The following is a 19,579-nucleotide window of genomic DNA, read 5'->3' on the forward strand; positions in this document are numbered from 1 at the left end:
TTACCGCGCCAGCCATCCGCCATCGACGGCAAGGATATGGCCCTGCACATAATCTGCTGCGCTACTGGCAAGGAACACTGCTGCGCCGCCAATATCTGCCGGATCGCCCCAGCGCCCTTCCGGAATACGCTCCAGGATCTGGCGGTTGCGGTTTTCGTCTGCCTGCAAGGCGGTTGTATTGTTGGTCGCGATATAGCCCGGAGCAATCGCGTTCGCATTGATGCCCTTGGTCGCCCACTCATTCGCCATCAGCTTTGTCAGACCGCCCACGCCGCTTTTGCTGGCGGTGTAGCTGGGCACCCGAATGCCGCCCTGGAAGGTCAGCATGGAGGCGATGTTGATGATTTTCCCGCGCGGCCCGTCCTGGCTCGCCCAGCCCACCATGTGGCGGGCCACAGCCTGGCTGAGGAAGAACAGCACTTTCAAGTTCACATCCATCACCGCATCCCAATCCTCTTCCGAGAAATCGAGCGCATCTTCGCGGCGGATGATGCCGGCATTGTTCACAAGGATATCGACCTTGCCAAAGGTCTCTACCGCCTCGTCCACAATGCGCTGGCACGGTTCGATAGAGGAAAGATCGGCCATGATGACATGCGCGCGCACGCCCTCTGCCTCTACCATTTGCCGCGTTTCTGCCGGATCACGCCGTGCCGTCAGCACAATATCTGCACCGGCTTTGGCCAGCGCCACGGCGATACCCTGCCCGATGCCGGTGTTGGCACCGGTCACAAGCGCTACCTTGCCCGAAAGATCGAAAACACTGGCCGACATGAACTATCCTCTTGTGATTGGAATGCCTCGCGCCTTACAGGCCACGCAGGTAACTGCTGATCTCTTCATCCTGCGAGTTGGCGTAGAAAAGGTCTGCGAACTTCTCGCCCGCAATCGCGGACTTCAGCAAATCCTGATCGACGTTCTTCAGGACAGACAGCATATCGTGGCAGCTTGCCTTCTTGAGATCTGCCAGAACGGTGCGGTTCTTCGCCATGATCGCCGCGCGTTCCTTGGGATAGCCAACACCGCTCTCGCCTTCGAACAGCTTGCGGTAGCAATCCTGCAGGTTCAGTTCCGCAGCCCAGCCGAAGCCCTTGGCGTATGGCATGGCGACAGCATTGCCATCGTTGATCTGTGCAAACAGGAACGCGTCGGTCGGGTCGATAATCAATCCGCAGAACACGCCCGGCATCGCGTTGGCCGCCAGCATGGAGCCGCTGCCGGTGCCGCAACCGGAAATCACGAAATCGGCAGCGCCGGAATTGATCAGGATGCCGGTAAGAATACCGACCATCGGATATGTCAGCTGCGCTGCATCATCGGCCGAGTACATGCCGTAATTGTGAACTTCATGGCCCAGCGGTTCTACAACCGAAGTCAGCGCATCGTGGATGATGCCGTTTTTCGCGGCCTGGCTGTTCTCGTTGATCAGTGCAATCTTCATGGGTTCTCTCTTTAACTGGCTTTGGGGCTGGCTTTTGACGCGGCTTCAGAGGTCCGAAATCGGCCCGTCAGGTTCATAGTCGATCGGTAACCGGTGTCATTTGCAGATGCAAGCATGTTGTGAAGCCTCACGGCCGCTCACGTTACTTTGCCTTTGGCGGCACGACAGAGCCGCGCTCCATCAGCGTCGAGGGCAATAGCCACTCCGCACTTGCCGCTTGTTCGGGCGGGCCGATAATCTTCTTTGCGGCGGCCCGCGCCATATCGACGATTGGCCAATGCACGGTGGTCAGATTGGGCCACACATGGCTGGATAGCGGTGTGTCATCGAAGCCGACGATGGAAATGTCCTCGGGGATCAGCAGGCCGTTGCGGCGCGCTGCGATCATTGCGCCGATCGCCATTTCATCATTACAGGCGAAAATTGCGGTCGGCGGTTTGGTCATGCGCACCAGTTCCTCGCCGGCATTGACCCCGGATTCGAACGTATAGGTGCCGGGCTTGACCAATTCATCATCCACCGCAATGCCGGCCTGCGCCATCGCTTCTTCGAAACCGCCCCGGCGTTCACGTGGCGAGGTAAAGCCTGGCGGCCCTTCGATAAGGGCAATACGGCTATGGCCCTTGTCGATCAGATAGGTCACGGCCTCCCGCACTGCCTCGCGGTCGTTGGAAGTGACGGTATGCTCCGCTTCGTCCAGCTTCACCGAACCCATGCGCACGAACCTGCAGCCGGCCTCGCGGCACAACTCTGCCAGATCATCACGTTCCGAAATCGGTGGCAGCAAAACAACGCCAAACGGCCGCTGCCGTTCGAGAAATTCGCGAATGTCTTCGGCAATCGTTGGTGAAGTCCGGTCCACCGGCTGCACCATCAAGCCGAATTCCGTGTCGGCAATACCTTCCAGCACGCCTTGCTGCACGTTCACCAGTAGCTGTGCGTTGGGGTTGTCATGAATGACAGCGATTATGAAATTGCGCCGCAGGGCAAAGGCACGAGCCTGTAAATTGGGCACAAAACCCAGATCTGCGATCGTCTTTTCAACCTGCTTGCGCGTCTTTTCGCTAAGCTGGGGCGACTTGTTGATGACGCGGCTGACCGTCTTCTTGGAAACGCCCGCTGCGCGCGCCACATCGTTGATCGTCGGTTTCCCCGTTGCCTTCATCCCACTGCCATATGGTCAGATGGGCGCCGGGCCAAGGCTTTATCCTCAGATTTGCGCTGTGGCCGGGACCAGTTCAAGCTCCAGCACACCCAATTCGCCAAAGTCCAACCGCGAGCGTGCGCCAACTTCGGCATCGTGAACACCCGTGATCGCACCGGATGACACCAGCGTCCCGGCCGGGAGGCTGTACCCGCGCCGGGCAGAAACTTCCCGCAGGAAATCCACCGCCGCCAGCGCATCCCTGGGAAAGTCCGTCAGCGTCTTGTCGCCCACCACAGTGCCGTCAATCTCTGCGGTCACGCGCAGATCCGCGCTGCGATTTTGCCAATCCGGCACTTCGGGGCCGATGAGCAGTCCGTTCTGATTGCCGAAATCGCAAATGATAGCCGTGGGGCCATAGTCATTGAGCGAAGGCACCGGACTGCTGGCGATTTCCACGCCAATATACATGCGGTCTTCCGCAGGCGTAGCGCCCAGCTCGAAAATGAATTCGGGTTCGATCGCGGCAAATCCACCGGCGAATGCGGGCATCGGCACGCGCTCGCCCGCGACCTCGTACCGAAGCAGTTTTCTAAATACCGGACCGACCAGCCGTTTGTCGCTGAAGCGGTCCTGATAGGAAGCCGGTACTCCGCCAACTTTCCAACCGACGACATCGTCATCCCACGCCGCGATAGAAATATCCTGCACACGGTAGGCATCTTCCAGAGTATCGGGCTGACCGTCCGGAAATCCTGGCAGCGCGCGCGCCTGCGCCCTTGCCGAAGTCAATTGCTGCGAGATTTCGCGAAGGGCCGTTGGAATAGTATCAGACATGCAGTTTGCGCCTTTCTGCGAACCGTCAATTCAGCTTCATATTGCGAAGTTGCGAGATGATGGAGACAATCCACCGCTATGCAGCGCTGCTCATCTTCCCCTCCCGGCAGCCGTCGCACCGCTCTGTGTGATAATTGACACCGGTGGCACATGCCGTCAATAGCAGAGAAAAGGAAAGTCGGAGAGAGATCGAAATGCACCGTAAGTCATTGGTTTTCATGAGCTTTTTCGGCAGCGCGAGTCTTGCCTTTGCGTCTGCGCAGGCAATGGCGCAAGAAGTCGCGACCGATATGCCGGATATTTTGTCCGGAGACGCATCCGCCCCGTACCTGCCCGACTTTTCCTACGCCGGATACGAATACGGCCTCGCCCCCATCCCGCACGTGACGCGCGCCATCGACGTTGCCGACTACGGCGCCGTGCCTGACGACGGGCGAGACGACAGCGCCGCCTTGCAGGCAGCATTGGCCGAAGCCCATGCCATGGAAGGCCCCGTGCGCATCCAGTTGGGTGCAGGACGTTACCAGTTGACAGAGATATTGTGGATCGAGCGCAGCGGCATCGTGCTGGCCGGAATGGGGAGCGGCGAAGACGGTACAGAGCTGTACATGCCCCGCCCGCTCAACCAGATCGATGATGGCGGCGCGCTGGATGAACTGCGCGAATACCTCGTCGAATATAACAAGCGTGAACGACTGCCACATCTCAATCTGGATGTGCTCTTTTCCGAATACAGCTGGAGCGCAGGCTTCGTCTGGACACGTTTCCCCGGCGGACGCCATGCCACTTATCTGCAAAGTTATGACCGCCCGATCGTGGAAGTGGCTGATATCGCGTCCGGCCAGATGGCGACGAACCAACTGACAGTTCCCGATGCCGCCGCATTGTCTGTGGGCGATGTGCTGCAAATCCACTGGCACAACCGCGCTGGCGAGAACGGGCCATTGATTGCAGAGCTTTACGGCGAAGATCGCAGCGGGTTTCCTATCGGTGACCGGCACTGGATGTTGCCAGATCGCCCGCTGATCCGCCAAGCTACCCGGATCGAGGCCATTGACGGCACCCGTGTGACCATCGCCGATCCGCTGCTTCATGATATCTCTGACGAATTGCCTGCCGCTTTCGCGCGATGGGATCATCTGAACGACGTCGGCATCCAGGATCTCGCTTTTATCTTTCCTGAAAACCCCGATTTTGGACACCATAACGAATCCGGCTTCAACGCGATCTATTTCACCGGTGTACACAATGGTTGGGTGAGCAATCTGCGCATCGAAAACGCCGATGCGGGCGTGATGACTGACGATCTGGCAAACGTGACCATCGCCAATGTGCGGACGGGCGGCGACCATACGGCGCACTATTCTGTCCATGTCGGCAATGTGCACAATGTGCTGGTGACGGGCAACGAAGTGTCCAACCCTACGGTTCACACCTTCAGCTTCAACACGCAGGCAACCCGTTCGGTCTATCTGCGATCCACCGGATGGGAACAGCCCACACTCGATCAGCATGCCGGAGCCAATCACCAGAACCTGTATGACCAGATCACCGTACATGTGCGTCCAGACAGCGTCACAGAAGCGGGCGTGCCTTCGTTTGATCTGTTCCGGGCTGGCGGGGCCGGTTACTGGTCACCGGGCCATGGCCGTTTCAACACCTTCTGGAACCTGCAGGTTATCGCGCTGGGCGGCGTTGCACCAGGCCAGACCTTGCGCATTCTGGAGCCCACCGGCGGGCCCGACGCGCGCGTCATCGGCCTGTATGGCAATCGCCCGCTCCACCTTGATTATTCGCCTGCGCCCTACACCGAAGATCTGAATGCGCGGCAGATCAATGTGCCTTCGCTGTATGATTATCAGCTCAGCCGGAGGCGGTAGGGAAAGGTTCGGCCGGAGCCCGCTGCAACCGGCTTAACGGCCCGCTTAACGGTCTTCTTCCTCGTCGATCAGGATGCGGTTTGCCGCGCCGTCCATGTCGTCATACTGGCCCGATTTCATGGTCCAGAAAAAGGCCAGCAATCCCATACCGCCCATACCCAGGGCTATCGGTATGAGAACGGTCAGACCGGTCATCGTGCCGACCGCGCGAGACGCAGCGAATTGGCCACCACTATGATTGAACTGCCTGACATGGCGATCGCTGCGACAAGCGGCGTAACCAGTCCGGCCAGCGCGAGCGGGACTGCCAGCACGTTGTAGCCGATGGCGAAGGCAAAGTTCTGCCGCACGATACGCATAGTCTGGCGCGCAGTGCGAATAGCTTTGGCGACCGGCAACAGGCTTTCCCCTACAAACACGGCGTCTGCCGCTTGCTGGCTGACATCACTGGCACTTCCCGGTGCTATAGAAACATGGGCCGCCGCCAAGGCGGGACCATCATTCAGCCCGTCCCCGACCATCAGCGGAAAATGGCCTTGTGTCTTGAGTGCCTCCAGCCTTTCAAGCTTTGCACCCGGTAGCATCGCACCGATGGCCGGAACACCGAGGTCGCGTCCAAGCGAAGCGGCCACTTCTTCACGGTCGCCCGAAACGATTTGCCCGGACAGGCCCAATTCTTCCAGCTTTGCCAGCGTCTCTGTGACATCGGGGCGCAGCTGGTCGGCAAATTCCAGGCGCACACGGCGCTCACCCACCAGCAGTTCACTGGCAGGATTGTCGCTGCCTGACGGGGCACGGCGCAGGGCCACCGGAAGCCCGCGCCACTCGCCGGAAACTCCGATCCCGGCAGTTTCTGCGATCTGGTCCAAATGTGCGGGCGCGGCTCCTTCGGACTGCAATGCGGCGGCGAGCCCTTTGCTGAGCGGGTGGCGGCTTGCCTGCGCAAGCGCGAGGGCAATCCCGCGATCATCCGCCCCCAATTCATCAAGATTGATCGGCCTAGGCTGCCCCAGTGTGAGCGTGCCGGTCTTGTCGAACAACACGATATCGGCCTGTGCCAGACGTTCCAGCGCGCTGCCGTCTTTTACCAGTAATCCGCATTTCAGCAATGCATTGGACGCCACGACTTGCGCCGCCGGAACTGCCAGCCCCAGGGCGCAAGGGCAGGTGATGATCAGGACCGCAATGGCAATCGTCAGCGACTGGTACCAGCCGGCCCCGGCAATCATCCAGCCAGCAAATGCCAGCAATGCAAGCGAATGCACCGCAGGCGCATACAGCCGCGCGGCACGGTCTGCGATGCGGACATAGCGCGAGCGCGATTGCCCTGCTTCGTCCATCAGCCGCGCAATTTCGGCAATGGCCATATCATCCCGCGTGGCCGTCAATTCCACTGTGATGGGATCGGACAGATTGGACGCCCCTGCATAAACAATCATGCCAGGACCCGCAGGCTGCGGGCGGCTTTCTCCGGTCAGCATGGAATTGTCTATGGTCGTCGTGCCGCTGATTATCCGGCCATCTGCGGCCAGCGCTTCCCCGGCAGCGACCACCATAACCATGTCCGGCTCCAGATCCTCCGCCCGTATCCAGCGCGTCGTGCCATCCGGGTTCACGACGGAGGCTCCGCGTCCCAGATGAGACAAGAGCGCCGAAATCCCAGAGCGCGCCTTGTTCCGCATGGCAGCATCGAGTGCGCGGCCCGTCAGCAGGAAGAACAACAGCATGACCGCGCCGTCGAAATAGGCGTGCTCCCCGCCCGTTGCCGTTTCAAATATGCTGAGCGCTGTTGCCAGCAAGACGCCGATGGAAATCGGCACGTCCATGTTGGTCCGGCCATACCGCAGCGCCATCAGCGCAGACGCGAAGAACGGGCGGCCCGAATAGGCGATCACGGGCAGCGCAATCAGGGCCGACAGCCAATGGAACATTTCCCGCGTTACGCCGGTTGCACCCGACCAGACGCTGACCGAAAGCAGCATGATGTTCATCATGCCAAAGCCTGCAACCGCCACGGCCCGCACCAGCTTTTTCGATTCCGCATCGTCCTGCCCCAGCGGATTATCCGCCGCTGGTTGCGCTTCAAATCCCAGCTTTTCGAAAGCCCGCAAAATGGCATCTTCGCCAAGCGCAGGATCGTGCCTGACCGCAACCCGCTTGGCCGAGAAATTCACTCGCGCAGCTTCGATACCGGCAAATTTGGGCAATTCGCGTTCGATCTTGGAAATGCACCCGGCGCAGCGCATTCCCGGAACGGTAAAGCGGTGGTCGCTCAGATGGTCTGCATCGGCCAATTCGATACGTGAGTGCTCAGTCATTACAGCTCGCTTTCACTGCGCCATCGATCCTCGCCCGCAGCGACTTCAACCCGCACAAGCCAGCGTCCGGGCGGCAGCGGAAGCGTGGAACGAAAGCCAGTTTCCACATTGCCGGTAAAGACGATATCCGTGATATCCGAATCACCAAGCGGACGCCGCGCTCTTCCCGTCAGCACGGCACCTTCGGGGACTTCGGCAGTCGCAACCGAAATCGATCCGTCTGCCGTCCGGCCAGTGGTAACAATCCAGCCTAGCGCCTCTTGCGCCTGCGCTTCATCAAGCCAACCGTTGAATTGCTGGCTGGCGACATAGCTATTTTTAACCACGACCCCGCTGAAGCCTCCCACCGCCAGTGTTGCCATGAACAGATTGACGGCGATGATGACGCCAAAGCCGCAGACCATGATAATCGCCATGTGGCGTCCGGTGAATGGCTGCATCATTGCGCTGCCTCCTCTGGCGTTACGAAACGCGCGTCGCTGCGGTCTGTCTCTGCCTGTTCGCCCTGCGATGTGATCAGGAAGGCAAAACCCTGTGCAGGCGTGCCTGGTGCGGCGGCGACATAGGCTCGGATAGCGCGCGTCTGATCGGCATCGACTGATACTGTGAGAGAGCGTGCAGCCTGATCGCGGGGCACCGTGCCGGTCCACATCAGCGCATCATCAAGCCCGTCCAGCGCTAGAGTAAAATCGCGCGGGCGGCTTTCCATATTGCGGATTTTCAAGGTGAAGGCATTGCGGACAGAGCCGTCACTCATCAGCATGAAAGGCGGATTGCGATCAGCTGCTACCGACAGATCTGTGTGTGTCCGCGTGCCGAGTGCAAACAGCATCGCTAGCCCGATTGCGCTCCAGATACCGGTATAAACCAGCGTGCGCGGGCGCAGCAGCGTCTTCCACACAGGCTTGGGAGCTGCCCCGGCAGCTTCGCGCTCGCAATCCTCCAGCGTGGCATAATCGATAAGCCCGCGAGGCCGCCCGACTTCGTCCATCACGCGGTTGCAGGCGTCGATACACAAGGCGCAGGTAATGCAGCCTATCTGCGGGCCTTCGCGGATATCGATGCCGGTCGGGCACACCGCGACACATTGGTTGCAATCGATGCAATCGCCGAATTCTTCCGGAGCCTTGGCCGCCTTTTTCAAACTGCCGCGCTTCTCTCCGCGCCAGTCCTTGTAAGTGACCAGTAGTGATTTTTCATCGAGCATCGCAGACTGGATGCGCGGCCACGGGCACATGTAGATGCACACCTGTTCGCGCAAGAAGCCGCCCAGAACGAATGTCGTCAGCGTCAGAATGGCAACGGTGATATAAGCGACAGGCGCGGCCGTGCCGGACCAGAAATCCACGGTCAGCGTGGGGGCATCGGCGAAATACATGATCCATGCCCCGCCGGTCCAGAAACTGATGACCAGATAGATCATCCATTTGGAGCCTCGCCGGGCGATTTTGCCAGCACCCCATGGTGCGCGGTCAAGCCGCATGCGGGCGTTGCGGTCCCCGTCCACAAAGCGGTCCACATGCTGGAACAGATCGGTCCAGACCGTCTGCGGGCAGGCATAGCCGCACCACGCACGGCCCACAGCGCTGGTTACGAGAAAAAGGCCGATACCAGCCATGATAAGCAGGCCCGCCACGAAGTAGAATTCATGCGGCCAGATTTCGATGCCGAACATATAGAACCGGCGGTTCGCCAGATCGACCAGCACCGCCTGATCGGGCGCATACGGCCCCCGGTCCCAGCGCAGCCACGGAGTGATGTAATAAATCGCCAGCGTGACGATCATAACAGCCCATTTCAGCCGCCTGAAATTGCCGTCGATACGCTGCGGGTGAACCTGCGTGCGTTTTTCAAAAAGTGCGTCCTCGGCATCCGGGTTCGGACGAATAGGGTCAGGACGATTCATCGACTTCAATCGCCGGGTCTGCGGCGACCTCCACGAAGTCTTCGCCGCCGCCAAGCGAGTGGACATAGGCCGCCAGCATCTTGATCGTCACCGGATCAAGCCGCTCTCCCCAACGCGGCATCATGCCATTGCGGGGCCTGAGTATCTGGCGTTCTATCTCCGCACGGGTTCCCCCATACAACCAAATCGCATCCGCCAGATTGGGCGCGCCCATTGTCCGGTCACCGCCACCATCTGCTCCGTGGCAAAATGCGCAATTCGTCGCAAACAGGCTGGCACCTTCAGCGGACGGCTGCGCCTGATCGGTCAGCGACAGGATGTGATCGACCAATCGGTCAACCTCTGCATCTTGCAGCACCCCTTCGAATGCCGGCATCATGCTGAAGCGGGTTTCATTATGGCCCTGCTGACGTATGCCGTGGATCAGCGTGTATTCAATGGCTTTCAGATCACCGCCCCACAGCCAGTCGTCATCGTTGAGATTCGGGTAGCCTTTCGCAAGATTGCTGCTGGCCATGCTGCCCGCCGCGCCGGAGCCGTGGCACTGGACGCAATTCACAAGGAACGCTGCGCGCCCGCCCGCTACTGCCTGCTGCATCAGCGCGCTATCGTCTGGCAGGCGTTCGATGGGCACCCGCGCCAGCTGTTCATTGAAAGTGGTGCGCGCCTGATCGGCAGCGTCCATTTCCTGCGCCAGCTGTCCGCGGCTGGACCAGCCCAATGTGCCAGCGGTTGCACGTTCGATCATCGGTAATGCCGGATACAGCACCACGTAAACGATGGCGAAGATCCCGCATAATCCGAAGGTCCACAACCACCAGCGCGGCATGGGCGTATCAAGTTCCTCGATCCCGTCCCATTCATGCCCGACAGTTTCGGTGCCGGTCGGTTCATCGACGCGCTTATTCTCCATCATTGTCGTCCTTGAAAATCAGCGTGGCAGCATCGTGGTTGCGCTTCCGCGCACCGGGGCGGAAAGGCCAGGCGCACAGCACGACGAAGATGATGAACATCGCCAAGAGGCCCCAACTGTCGGCAAAATGTCGCATGGTTTCGTAAACGCTCATCGCCCGGTCTCCTGCGCCAGTTCTTCCTGCGCGGTGACGCTGTTCACATCCACCAGCGTGCCCAGCATCTGAAGATAGGCGACGAGTGCATCCATCTCCGTCACGCGCGCCGGATCGCCGTCGAAATCGCGGATCTGGGCCTTGGGATAACGCTCCGCCAAATTGCCAGGACTGGCGTTCGGGTCAGCCTGCGCGAAAAGGTCTGCCGCTGCGTTTTCTATGTCAGCATCGGTATAGGGCACACCGACCCGGCGCAGCGCGGTCAGGTCTGCCGCCGGATCAACCGCCGCAAGCTGAGTGTCGCTCAGGAAGCTGTAGGACGGCATGACGCTTTCCGGGACCACGCTTTGCGGATTGATCAGATGCTGGACATGCCATTCATCGGAATAGCGGCCACCGACGCGCGCCAGATCAGGTCCGGTGCGCTTGGAACCCCATTGGAAGGGATGGTCATACATGCTTTCGGCAGCAAGGCTGTAATGGCCGTACCGCTCCACTTCGTCGCGAAACGGGCGGATCATCTGGCTATGGCAGGAATAGCATCCCTCGCGCACGTAGATGTCCCGGCCCGCCTGTTCCAGCGGAGTGTAGGGCCGCATTCCGTCAACTTGCTCGATAGTGTTTTCAATCCAGAAAAGCGGCGCGATTTCCACAATCCCGCCAATGGCCACCGCCACGAATGCTCCCACCGAAAGCAGGGTCACGTTGCGTTCGATCTTCTTGTGCTGTGTTGTCAGGTTCATCGTCACTGGTCCTATTGCGCAAGTGCGGGGACAGCCGGGCGATCAGCCTCGGGGTCATGCGGAGTTTGCGTCATCGGAGCTTCTTCACGCAGGCGGCCCGCGATCGTCATCCAGACGTTGTAGGTCATGATGGCCCCGCCCAGCAGGTACAGACCGCCGCCGAACGCGCGCATCAGATACATTGGATGCAGCGCCGCGACGGTATCGACAAAGCTGTTCACCAGATAACCGTCAGCGCCGTATTCGCGCCACATCAGGCCTTGGGTAATGCCCGCCACCCACATGCTGGCTGCATAAAAAACGATGCCGATGGTGGCGAGCCAGAAGTGCCAGTTTATCATCCGGAGCGAATACATCCGCTCCCGCCGCCACAGACGCGGCACGAGGTAATAGACGCAGGCAAAGGTGATCAGTCCGTTCCAGCCCAGCGCACCGGAATGCACATGGCCAATGGTCCAGTCAGTGTAATGTGACAGGCTGTTGACCGCCTTGATGCTCAGCACCGGCCCTTCGAATGTGCTCATCCCGTAGAACGCCAGCGCCATCACCATCATGCGAATGATCGGATCGGTGCGGACCTTGTCCCATGCGCCGTTCAGCGTCATGAGACCGTTGATCATGCCGCCCCAGCTGGGCATCCACAGCATGATCGAAAACACCATGCCAAGCGTCTGCGCCCAGTCGGGCAGTGCCGTATAATGCAGGTGATGCGGCCCGGCCCAGATATACAGGAAGATCAGCGACCAGAAGTGGATGATGGACAGGCGGTAGGAATATACCGGCCGTTCTGCCTGCTTCGGCACGAAGTAATACATCATCGCCAGAAAGCCCGCCGTCAGGAAGAAGCCGACGGCATTGTGGCCGTACCACCACTGCGTCAGCGCATCCTGCACACCGGCAAAAGCGGAGTAGCTTTTCGATCCAAGGAAGCTGACCGGTATCGCCAGATTGTTGACGATATGCAGCATCGCCACGGTAATGATGAAAGCGAGGTAGAACCAGTTCGCCACATAGATATGCGGCTCCTTACGTTTCAGTATCGTCGCAATGAACACTGCGCCATAGGCCACCCAGACAATCGTCAGCCACAGATCGACGTACCATTCCGGTTCTGCATATTCGCGCGATTGGGTGGTCCCCATAAGGTAGCCGCTGGCGGCCAGAACGATGAACAGTTGATAGCCCCAGAACACAAACCGCGCGACATTCGGCAGGGCGAGCCGCGCGCGGCATGTCCGCTGCACCACGTAAAAACTGGTGGCGATCAAGGCGTTGCCGCCGAACGCAAAAATGACAGCCGATGTATGCAGTGGGCGCACTCGGCCAAAGTTCAGATAGGGCTCAACGTTCAGGACCGGAAAGGCCAGCTGGATGGCTATGAACACGCCTGCCAGCATTCCGACCATGCCCCAGAACATCGTCGCGATAACGCCCCAGCGCACCGGATCATCGTCATACCGCGTGGTGTCTGTGGGAATCCGGAAAATACCCTGCACCTTTGCCAGCGGATCGAACCGTCCGGCAGTCACCACCAGCAGGATGAAGGCGAGCATTGCGATGATTGTGGCGTGCGCGGCAAAGGCGCTATCTTTGGCGCCTGCAATCGCCGCGATGGCGAGAAAAAAGATTAAAAACCAAAGTCCAACCCGTCCTAGTACAGCTTCCATAAGTTCTCATTTCCCTGCCAACCTGTGCTCGCAGTAGGTCGGGGCACCGTGGCCCACATTGATCCATGTCAAATTTGCGAAATAATGCTGCGCGCGCCGCACCAGCTGTTTCTTCAGATGTATCCCGCCAGATTTCTGAGGCCCGCAATGTCGGGCAGGAAGACTTGCGAACGGCCCGCGGTCTTCACCAGCCCAAGCTCCCGCAATTCGCCGAACTGGCGGCTGATGGTTTCAATCGTCAGGCCCAAGCTGTCCCCGACATCGCGCCGCGACATGGGCAGATTGATCAGGCATGCGCCCTCCTGGTCCTGTCCGATCCGCATGGCCATCCCGACGAGGAAATCGGCCAGTCGCTCCTGCGCATTCTTGCGCCCCAGCCCGACCGCCTTGTCCCGGCAGCGGTGCAAGGCACCGATCGTGTTTTGCAGGAGCGTTTCGAGAAAGTCCGGATCGCCGCGGGCAATGGCTAGCAGTTCGTCGGCCGGCATGGTCAGCGCGTCACAATCGACCAGCGCCGCCAGATTATAGGAGTGGCACGATTTGCCGGGAACCGAGACCAGCTCGCCAGCAAAATGAAATGCGACAATCTGTTCCCGCCCGTTGGAAGCCTTGGCAATCAGCTTGGTCGCCCCGCTGGCAAGATAAACAAATGCATTGCTGGTGCGATCGGTTGTGATCGTACGCCCGCCCGCCACCCTCATCGGCAAGGCGATGTGGCCAAGCTCCCCTGCGGCCACATCCGCACGTGCGCCGGGCAAATAATCGCGCACGAATTCCGCGAGGATTTGTGTGCGCGACACAGCTGGCGCAGACTTGAGACGATTGGACATGATCCATCATCTGCAGCGGCAGAGCGCGGCAGTCATTGATCCAGATCAACGAGTATACCCTGCAGCGGATCGAAGGCCGCTCAGGCTGATCGTGATGCCCGGTTCAGCAGGCAATCAAACGATTATTCAGCCTCAAGCTCGAACGTCAGTCCGGCATGATTTTGCAACCGTTCGACAAGACCGTCTCCCATGAGGGTTGCCGGAGTCCAGAACCCGCCAGCGACGTCCTCCGGAATGTCCTGCGCAAGGCATGCGGCGGCCTGGGACAGCATTTTGGCAGTCGATCCATAGCCCGGGTCACGGTCACCTGTGACCCTGCACGCAATTGTGTCTCCCTTTGGCGTTGTGCCAAGGAAGACGAGCTCGAATTTGCCTTCCAGCTGTTCCTTCTCGCTCGGCCCTTCGCCGGGCTTCGGCAGGATTTTCGTTTCGAGAAGCCAGCGGATTGGCGGGACAGCCAAGCCCATCATCAGCGCATTCATGCCCCAGGTCGTGGCCCGGGCCATGCGTTTGCCGCGTGCGCCCTTGCCGGTTGCCATCGCTTCTTCATACATGAACCCGGTACCATAGCTGTTGCCGCTGAGCGCGTTGGAGCGGTGGACAACCCGCGTGTTGATAGCAGCCATGATGAAGGGCGCGATCCAGCTGCCGTACCGATCATCATATTCCATCTTCACACTGCGCTGACGCACGGAGAACTGATGGTCCGGTGGACACAGGCTGTAGGGGTTCTTCAGCTCGCGTCTCAGATCGGCATCGCCCGATGCTTCTTTGACCATATTGGTCATGCTCGCGATTGTACCTCCCGATGCTCCGCCTTTCATCTTTGCAACGCGCATATCGATCCGGTCGCAGGTCTGGCCGAATTTTTCCAGGGCATGACGCTGAAGAAAATGGACGCCCAGATCGGACGGAATGGAATCGAAACCGCAACAATGGACAATCCGCGCACCGCTTTGCCTGGCGGTAGCCTCGTGGCGCTCCTGCATCTTGCGGATCCACTGGGGTTCGCCCGTAAGATCGCAGTAATGGGTCCCCGATTCCGCGCATACCTGCACAAGCAAATCACCGTAAAGCGCGTACGGCCCGACAGTCGACATGACCACCTTGCCCTTCGCGCACATGTTTTTCAGTGCCTCTTCATCGTTTGCGTCGGCCACGATGATCTCGACGCCTGACAGGCCAGCTGCATCGCTAACCTGTTGAAGCTTGCTCCGGGAACGCCCGGCAATTGCCCATTTGACGGTCCCGTCATTGAATTGCTCATGCATGTACCGCGTGATGATCTGTCCAACGAAGCTGGTGGCTCCATAAACGATAATATCGAGATTCTTGTCCATCATACCCGCCTCAGCAATGCAAAAGAGTAGCTATACAGGCGGCACCCCAGCCGCACACCCGCTTAAACACAAAGTCGGCGCCCAGCGTGCGATTTCACTTTTTCAGGCGGGCTATCGCGGCGTATACTCGGGTTGATTTGTGTGCCGGTAATCTTACGATCATCAAAATGATCCATATTTGGGGAAACTGTAATTCATGACAGGGTCCGTCCCGATCATTGCAATTGGCGCTTCGGCTGGCGGGCTTGCCGCGCTTGAAGAACTGTTTGACGCAATGCCGTCAAATCTGGGTGCGGCGTTCGTCGTGATCCAGCATCTCGACCCCAAGCATTCCAGCATGATTGCGGAGATTTTGTCGCGCCACACGGACATGCCGGTCACCCAGATCGCAAACGGAATGCAGGTCGCAGCCGATCACGTCTATGTCATCCCGCCAAATTTCTACAGCACGATAAATGGCGCAATTTTCGAGCTGAGCGAAGCAGTGCCGCAGCACGGTGTGCGGATGCCGATTGATGCATTTTTCCGCTCTCTGGCGGCGCAGCAAGACCAGCAATCGATCGGCATTGTGCTGTCGGGCACCGGCAGCGACGGAAGCAGGGGCCTGCGTGAGATTAAAGCGGCAGGAGGTGCTGTTTTCGCGCAATCTCCGGAAACTGCGCAGTTTGATGGGATGCCCCGGTCAGCGATCGCGACGGGACAGGTCGATGTGACGTGTTCGATCGCAGACATGGTTCCGCAAATCCGCGATTACCTCAGCCATGATTATATCCGGGCATTGGCAGGCGCAGACGACGCAACAGATATCATCGGAGACAAGGGCAAGCTCAATTCGATCATTACCGTGCTGCAGGAGCAGCTGGGGATCGATTTCCGCGGCTACAAGACCGGCACACTGGCTCGGCGGATCGCACGGCGAATGGGCCTGCGCAATATCACCGATGTATCCGAATATCTGGCATATCTGCGGAAACAGCCGGACGAAGCGAGGAAGCTGTCTCAGGACCTGCTTATCAGCGTGACATCATTCTTCCGTAATCCCGAAGCATTCGACGCCTTGCGCGAAAAAGCGATCGTGGAACTGGTGGACCGCAAATCCGCCAATGAGGAAATCCGCGTGTGGGTGCCCGGGTGCGCCAGCGGAGAGGAGGCGTACTCAATTGCAATGCTGCTGATTGAGGAACTGGACAAGGCAAACAAGAGCTGCCCGATCCAGATTTTCGCAACCGATTTGGACGAACCGGCACTCGCAGTCGGGCGGCAGGGTACCTATTCTGCCAGCCTGGTGAGCGATCTTTCGCCTGACCGGCTGCAACGGTTTTTCATTCAGCACGGCAAGGATTACCAGATCACCAAGGAACTGCGCGAAACAGTTACCTTCGCGCAGCAAAACGTCATTTCCGATCCCCCCTTTTCGCGGCTCGACCTGATCAGTTGCCGGAATCTGCTGATCTACCTGGGCGGCAAGCTACAGGATCGCATCATCGGGTATTTCCATTTTGCGCTGAATGAAAATGGATATCTGTTTCTCGGCCGGTCCGAAAGCATGGGCCAGCTTGGCCAAGCGTTCGAACCGATCGACAAGAGTTCACGGCTTTTCCGCAAGCTGAAGAATGCCCCTAACCAAGTGGCAAACTTCCCGATCAACGGGGCGCTTTCGCGCACGGCGGCGAACGGTCTGGAACCTCCTCCGCGCACCAAGGAAACCGTTCGTTTGCGCGAATTGATGCAGCAGCAATTGCTCCGCAGCTATGCTCCGGCGGCGGTGCTGACAAATGCCAAGCACCAGGTGCTGTATTTCATGGGGCCAACGGCACGCTATCTCGAACAACCGTCCGGATTGCCGACGCAGGACCTGCTCTCGCTGGCCCATGCCGAACTGCGCAAAAGCCTGCGCAGCGGGATCACGAAAGCGCTGGAATCGCCGGAACCGGTGGTAATCGACCGTGTTTCGATCAAGCGCGGGACTTCGCGCAGGGACACGAAGATTTCGATCCGCCCGCTCGCTGCTACCGACCGGTCCGACAAACTGCTGATCGTAACCTTTGAAGATGTCACTCCCCCGGACACTGCGGCGCACGCCGACATCAATGAGCCAGCAACCGAGCAATCGACAATCGGTGAACTGGAAAGCAAACTGCGCGATGCGCAGGAAGACCTTCAGATCAATCTGGAAGAACTGGAATCAACCAACGAAGAGCTCCAGGCATCCAATGAAGAGATGATGTCGGTGAACGAGGAATTGCAATCCGCCAATGAGGAGCTGGAAACTTCCAAGGAAGAGCTTCAGGCGATGAATGAAGAGCTGTCGACGGTAAACAACCAGCTCAAGGACAAGGTTGAGCAGCTTGCACTGCTGAACGATGATTTGGCCAATTTTGTGTCAAGTACGGGAATTGCCACGCTGTTGCTGGATGAACGGCACAGGATTGGCCGGTTTACCCCCGCGGCGAAGCGTCTGTTCAATCTGATCGAAACCGATATGGGCCGGCCGATTGGCGACATCCGGCAGAAATTCGAGAATGGCAAATTTCTTCAGGAAGTCGATGCCGTATTTCAGACCTTCAGCCCGCTGGAACGGGAAGTTCTGGCCGAGGATGGCACGTGTTACCTCATGCGGATTACCCCATACCGCGCGGATGAGCAGCGATCGAGCGGCGTAGTCGTGACCTTTGTCGACATTAGCGAGCGTCTGGAGAACGAAAGGCATCTTCGCGAAAGTGAAGCCCGCTTCCGCGATTTGTTCGAAAATACGCCTGATCCACTGCTGCTTGTGGCAAATGACAGTACGATCGCCCAGGCGAATGCCAAAGCGCTGGTGTTCTTCGGCTATGATCGCGAAGAATTCACGAAGCTGCGGATCGAAGATTTGATCCCTGCGCGCTTTCGCAAGCAACATCGCCTCTATCGCGAAGCATTCCTGAAAGACGGCCGGGTCAGGCCGATGGACACAGGAATGGAACTTTGTGCCCTGACCAAGACCGGCAACGAGATCCCGGTGGAGATTGCGCTTAGCCCGGTAGAAACAGGCGGAGACACCATGGTCTGCGCAGCCTTCCGCGACAATCGCGCCCACCAGGAGGCAATGACAGCGGTCAGGGAAGCAAAGGAGCAGACGGAAGCGGCCTTGAATGCAAAATCCCGCTTCCTTGCCACTGCCAGTCACGATCTGCGCCAACCCTTGCAATCGCTCGCCATGCTGACCGAAGCATTACAGCTCAAGACCGATGATCCAGAGCTTGCCGATCTGATCTCCAGACAGAGTGCTTCTCTGGAGAACATGAGAGAACTGCTCAATTCCCTGCTGGACATATCGAAACTTGATGCCGGAGCGGTCAAACCGGAAATTGGCGATGTCGATCTTCTCGCAACCATAGAGGACGTTTGCGCGGAATGCAGGCCCCATGCGGAGATGAAAGGCCTGAAGCTGGAAGTGGAAGTACAGGCCCGGGTCGTACGTTCAGATCCGCACCTGCTTCGCCAAGTGCTGCAGAACCTCATCAGCAATGCAATCAGCTACACCAAGAAAGGCAGTATAACGATCACGACATCGCTGGTCGGCAGCGACATCGACATCAGGGTAAGCGACAGCGGTGTTGGCATTCCCGGCGCCCAGTTGAACAAGATATTCGATGAATTCTACCAAATTGGCCGCGACCCGCAGCAAGCGAACGCCGGGCTCGGGCTTGGCCTCGCCATTTCCCAACGCATCGCGGAAAGCCTGGGATTTCGAATAGAAGTTGAATCGAAGGTCGGTAAGGGCAGCACGTTTTCCTTCAGACTTCCCCTAAGTGACGTTCTGTTGACGGACGTACAAACTGATAAGGATCGCCCCAAACCCACGCTGGACGGAGAGGGAATCATTCTTCTGGTTGATGATGATCCGGCAGTCCTGAAATCTACCGGTTTCATGCTGTCTCTTCAGAAAGGTCTCGAAGTCCATACAGCTTCATCACCCAAGGAAGCTGCAAGTGCGCTTGATGACATGGCGCCAAAGGAGCCCGATGTGATCGTTACGGACTATCACCTTGGCAGCAAGAAAAACGGTGTGAATGTCATCAACGACACAAGGAAACATCTGGGCAGGAAAACGCCCGCAATCCTGATTTCTGGTGATACTGCGCTGAATGCTGCAGCGCTGAAAAAGGACGGGATTGCGCTGATCTTCAAACCGACCAGCGGGAATGAGCTGCGCGACAAGATCTTTGACCTGTTGTCTTCGAAATAAACGGGCCGCAAACTGAATGCGGTTGCACGGGCGCCTGTGGCCGAAACGGAACGCGGCGCATTTGTGCCGAGACCGTCCCTGACGCGTCCTCACTGCCAACCGGGTGACATAAAGAAAAAGCCCGCCGGGTTTAGCCGGCGGGCAAAGTTTGTAGGAGAGATGGGTATTGTCGGCCATC

General features: G+C 58.6%; 16 protein-coding genes. 2 read left to right on the forward strand and 14 right to left on the reverse strand.

Going from position 1 to position 19,579, the window contains the following annotated elements; all coding sequences use genetic code 11:
• The 4 genes from kduD to AB731_RS00020 form a co-directional block, all read right to left on the reverse strand.
• Entirely contained in the window at positions 1-774 is a 774-nt protein-coding gene (gene kduD, locus AB731_RS00005; protein ID WP_047094627.1) for a 2-dehydro-3-deoxy-D-gluconate 5-dehydrogenase KduD, read from the reverse strand.
• A 34-nt stretch (positions 775-808) separates the two neighbouring features.
• Positions 809-1,441: an RpiB/LacA/LacB family sugar-phosphate isomerase gene (locus AB731_RS00010; protein ID WP_047092946.1), complete on the reverse strand. Its 633-nt coding sequence runs from the start codon at positions 1,439-1,441 to the stop codon at positions 809-811.
• A 142-nt stretch (positions 1,442-1,583) separates the two neighbouring features.
• Complete coding sequence (locus AB731_RS00015) at positions 1,584-2,606, reverse strand: LacI family DNA-binding transcriptional regulator (protein ID WP_047092945.1); 1,023 nt, start codon at positions 2,604-2,606, stop codon at positions 1,584-1,586.
• A gap of 45 nt (positions 2,607-2,651) precedes the next feature.
• The gene (locus AB731_RS00020; protein WP_047092944.1) at positions 2,652-3,422 is read right to left on the reverse strand and encodes a 2-keto-4-pentenoate hydratase; all 771 of its coding nucleotides are present in this window, start codon (positions 3,420-3,422) and stop codon (positions 2,652-2,654) included.
• 194 nt (positions 3,423-3,616) lie between these two features.
• Between AB731_RS00020 and AB731_RS00025 the strand changes: the two genes are divergently transcribed.
• Complete coding sequence (locus AB731_RS00025) at positions 3,617-5,302, forward strand: glycosyl hydrolase family 28-related protein (protein WP_047092943.1); 1,686 nt, start codon at positions 3,617-3,619, stop codon at positions 5,300-5,302.
• Positions 5,303-5,347: 45 nt separating this feature from the next.
• Here the strand turns inward: AB731_RS00025 and ccoS are convergent, their stop codons facing one another.
• From ccoS to AB731_RS00075, 10 genes are all read right to left on the reverse strand, one after another.
• Positions 5,348-5,497, reverse strand: coding sequence for a cbb3-type cytochrome oxidase assembly protein CcoS (gene ccoS / locus AB731_RS00030; RefSeq protein WP_047092942.1), 150 nt, complete (start codon positions 5,495-5,497; stop codon positions 5,348-5,350).
• A complete protein-coding gene (locus AB731_RS00035; protein ID WP_047092941.1) occupies positions 5,494-7,620 on the reverse strand; it encodes a heavy metal translocating P-type ATPase in 2,127 nt (708 codons plus the stop codon). The genes ccoS and AB731_RS00035 overlap by 4 nt, the downstream gene beginning before the upstream one ends.
• Positions 7,620-8,063 (reverse strand): FixH family protein, encoded by a 444-nt coding sequence (locus tag AB731_RS00040; RefSeq protein ID WP_047092940.1) that lies wholly within the window; start codon positions 8,061-8,063, stop codon positions 7,620-7,622. Before AB731_RS00040 ends, AB731_RS00035 begins: the two co-directional genes overlap by 1 nt.
• Positions 8,060-9,526, reverse strand: a complete 1,467-nt coding sequence (ccoG, locus tag AB731_RS00045) for a cytochrome c oxidase accessory protein CcoG (RefSeq protein ID WP_047092939.1) — start codon at positions 9,524-9,526, stop codon at positions 8,060-8,062. Before ccoG ends, AB731_RS00040 begins: the two co-directional genes overlap by 4 nt.
• Positions 9,513-10,439, reverse strand: a complete 927-nt coding sequence (gene ccoP / locus AB731_RS00050; RefSeq protein WP_082126291.1) for a cytochrome-c oxidase, cbb3-type subunit III — start codon at positions 10,437-10,439, stop codon at positions 9,513-9,515. The genes ccoG and ccoP overlap by 14 nt, the downstream gene beginning before the upstream one ends.
• Positions 10,429-10,593 (reverse strand): CcoQ/FixQ family Cbb3-type cytochrome c oxidase assembly chaperone, encoded by a 165-nt coding sequence (locus AB731_RS00055; protein ID WP_047092937.1) that lies wholly within the window; start codon positions 10,591-10,593, stop codon positions 10,429-10,431. Before AB731_RS00055 ends, ccoP begins: the two co-directional genes overlap by 11 nt.
• On the reverse strand, positions 10,590-11,336 hold the full coding sequence (ccoO, locus tag AB731_RS00060) for a cytochrome-c oxidase, cbb3-type subunit II (protein WP_047092936.1): 747 nt from the start codon (positions 11,334-11,336) through the stop codon (positions 10,590-10,592). Before ccoO ends, AB731_RS00055 begins: the two co-directional genes overlap by 4 nt.
• Before the next feature lie 11 nt (positions 11,337-11,347).
• The gene (gene ccoN / locus AB731_RS00065; protein ID WP_047092935.1) at positions 11,348-13,003 is read right to left on the reverse strand and encodes a cytochrome-c oxidase, cbb3-type subunit I; all 1,656 of its coding nucleotides are present in this window, start codon (positions 13,001-13,003) and stop codon (positions 11,348-11,350) included.
• A gap of 113 nt (positions 13,004-13,116) precedes the next feature.
• Positions 13,117-13,833 carry a helix-turn-helix domain-containing protein gene (locus AB731_RS13520; protein ID WP_052768924.1) on the reverse strand — a complete coding sequence of 239 codons (717 nt, stop codon included), beginning with the start codon at positions 13,831-13,833 and terminating at the stop codon, positions 13,117-13,119.
• A gap of 122 nt (positions 13,834-13,955) precedes the next feature.
• Positions 13,956-15,176, reverse strand: coding sequence for a saccharopine dehydrogenase family protein (locus tag AB731_RS00075; protein ID WP_047092934.1), 1,221 nt, complete (start codon positions 15,174-15,176; stop codon positions 13,956-13,958).
• A gap of 193 nt (positions 15,177-15,369) precedes the next feature.
• Here AB731_RS00075 and AB731_RS00080 point away from each other — a divergent pair, with 193 nt between their 5' ends.
• Positions 15,370-19,401 carry a chemotaxis protein CheB gene (locus AB731_RS00080; protein WP_047092933.1) on the forward strand — a complete coding sequence of 1,344 codons (4,032 nt, stop codon included), beginning with the start codon at positions 15,370-15,372 and terminating at the stop codon, positions 19,399-19,401.
• Positions 19,402-19,579 lie beyond the last annotated feature (178 nt).

This window comes from Aurantiacibacter marinus (assembly GCF_001021555.1).
In the GTDB taxonomy this organism is placed as follows: domain Bacteria; phylum Pseudomonadota; class Alphaproteobacteria; order Sphingomonadales; family Sphingomonadaceae; genus Alteraurantiacibacter; species Alteraurantiacibacter marinus.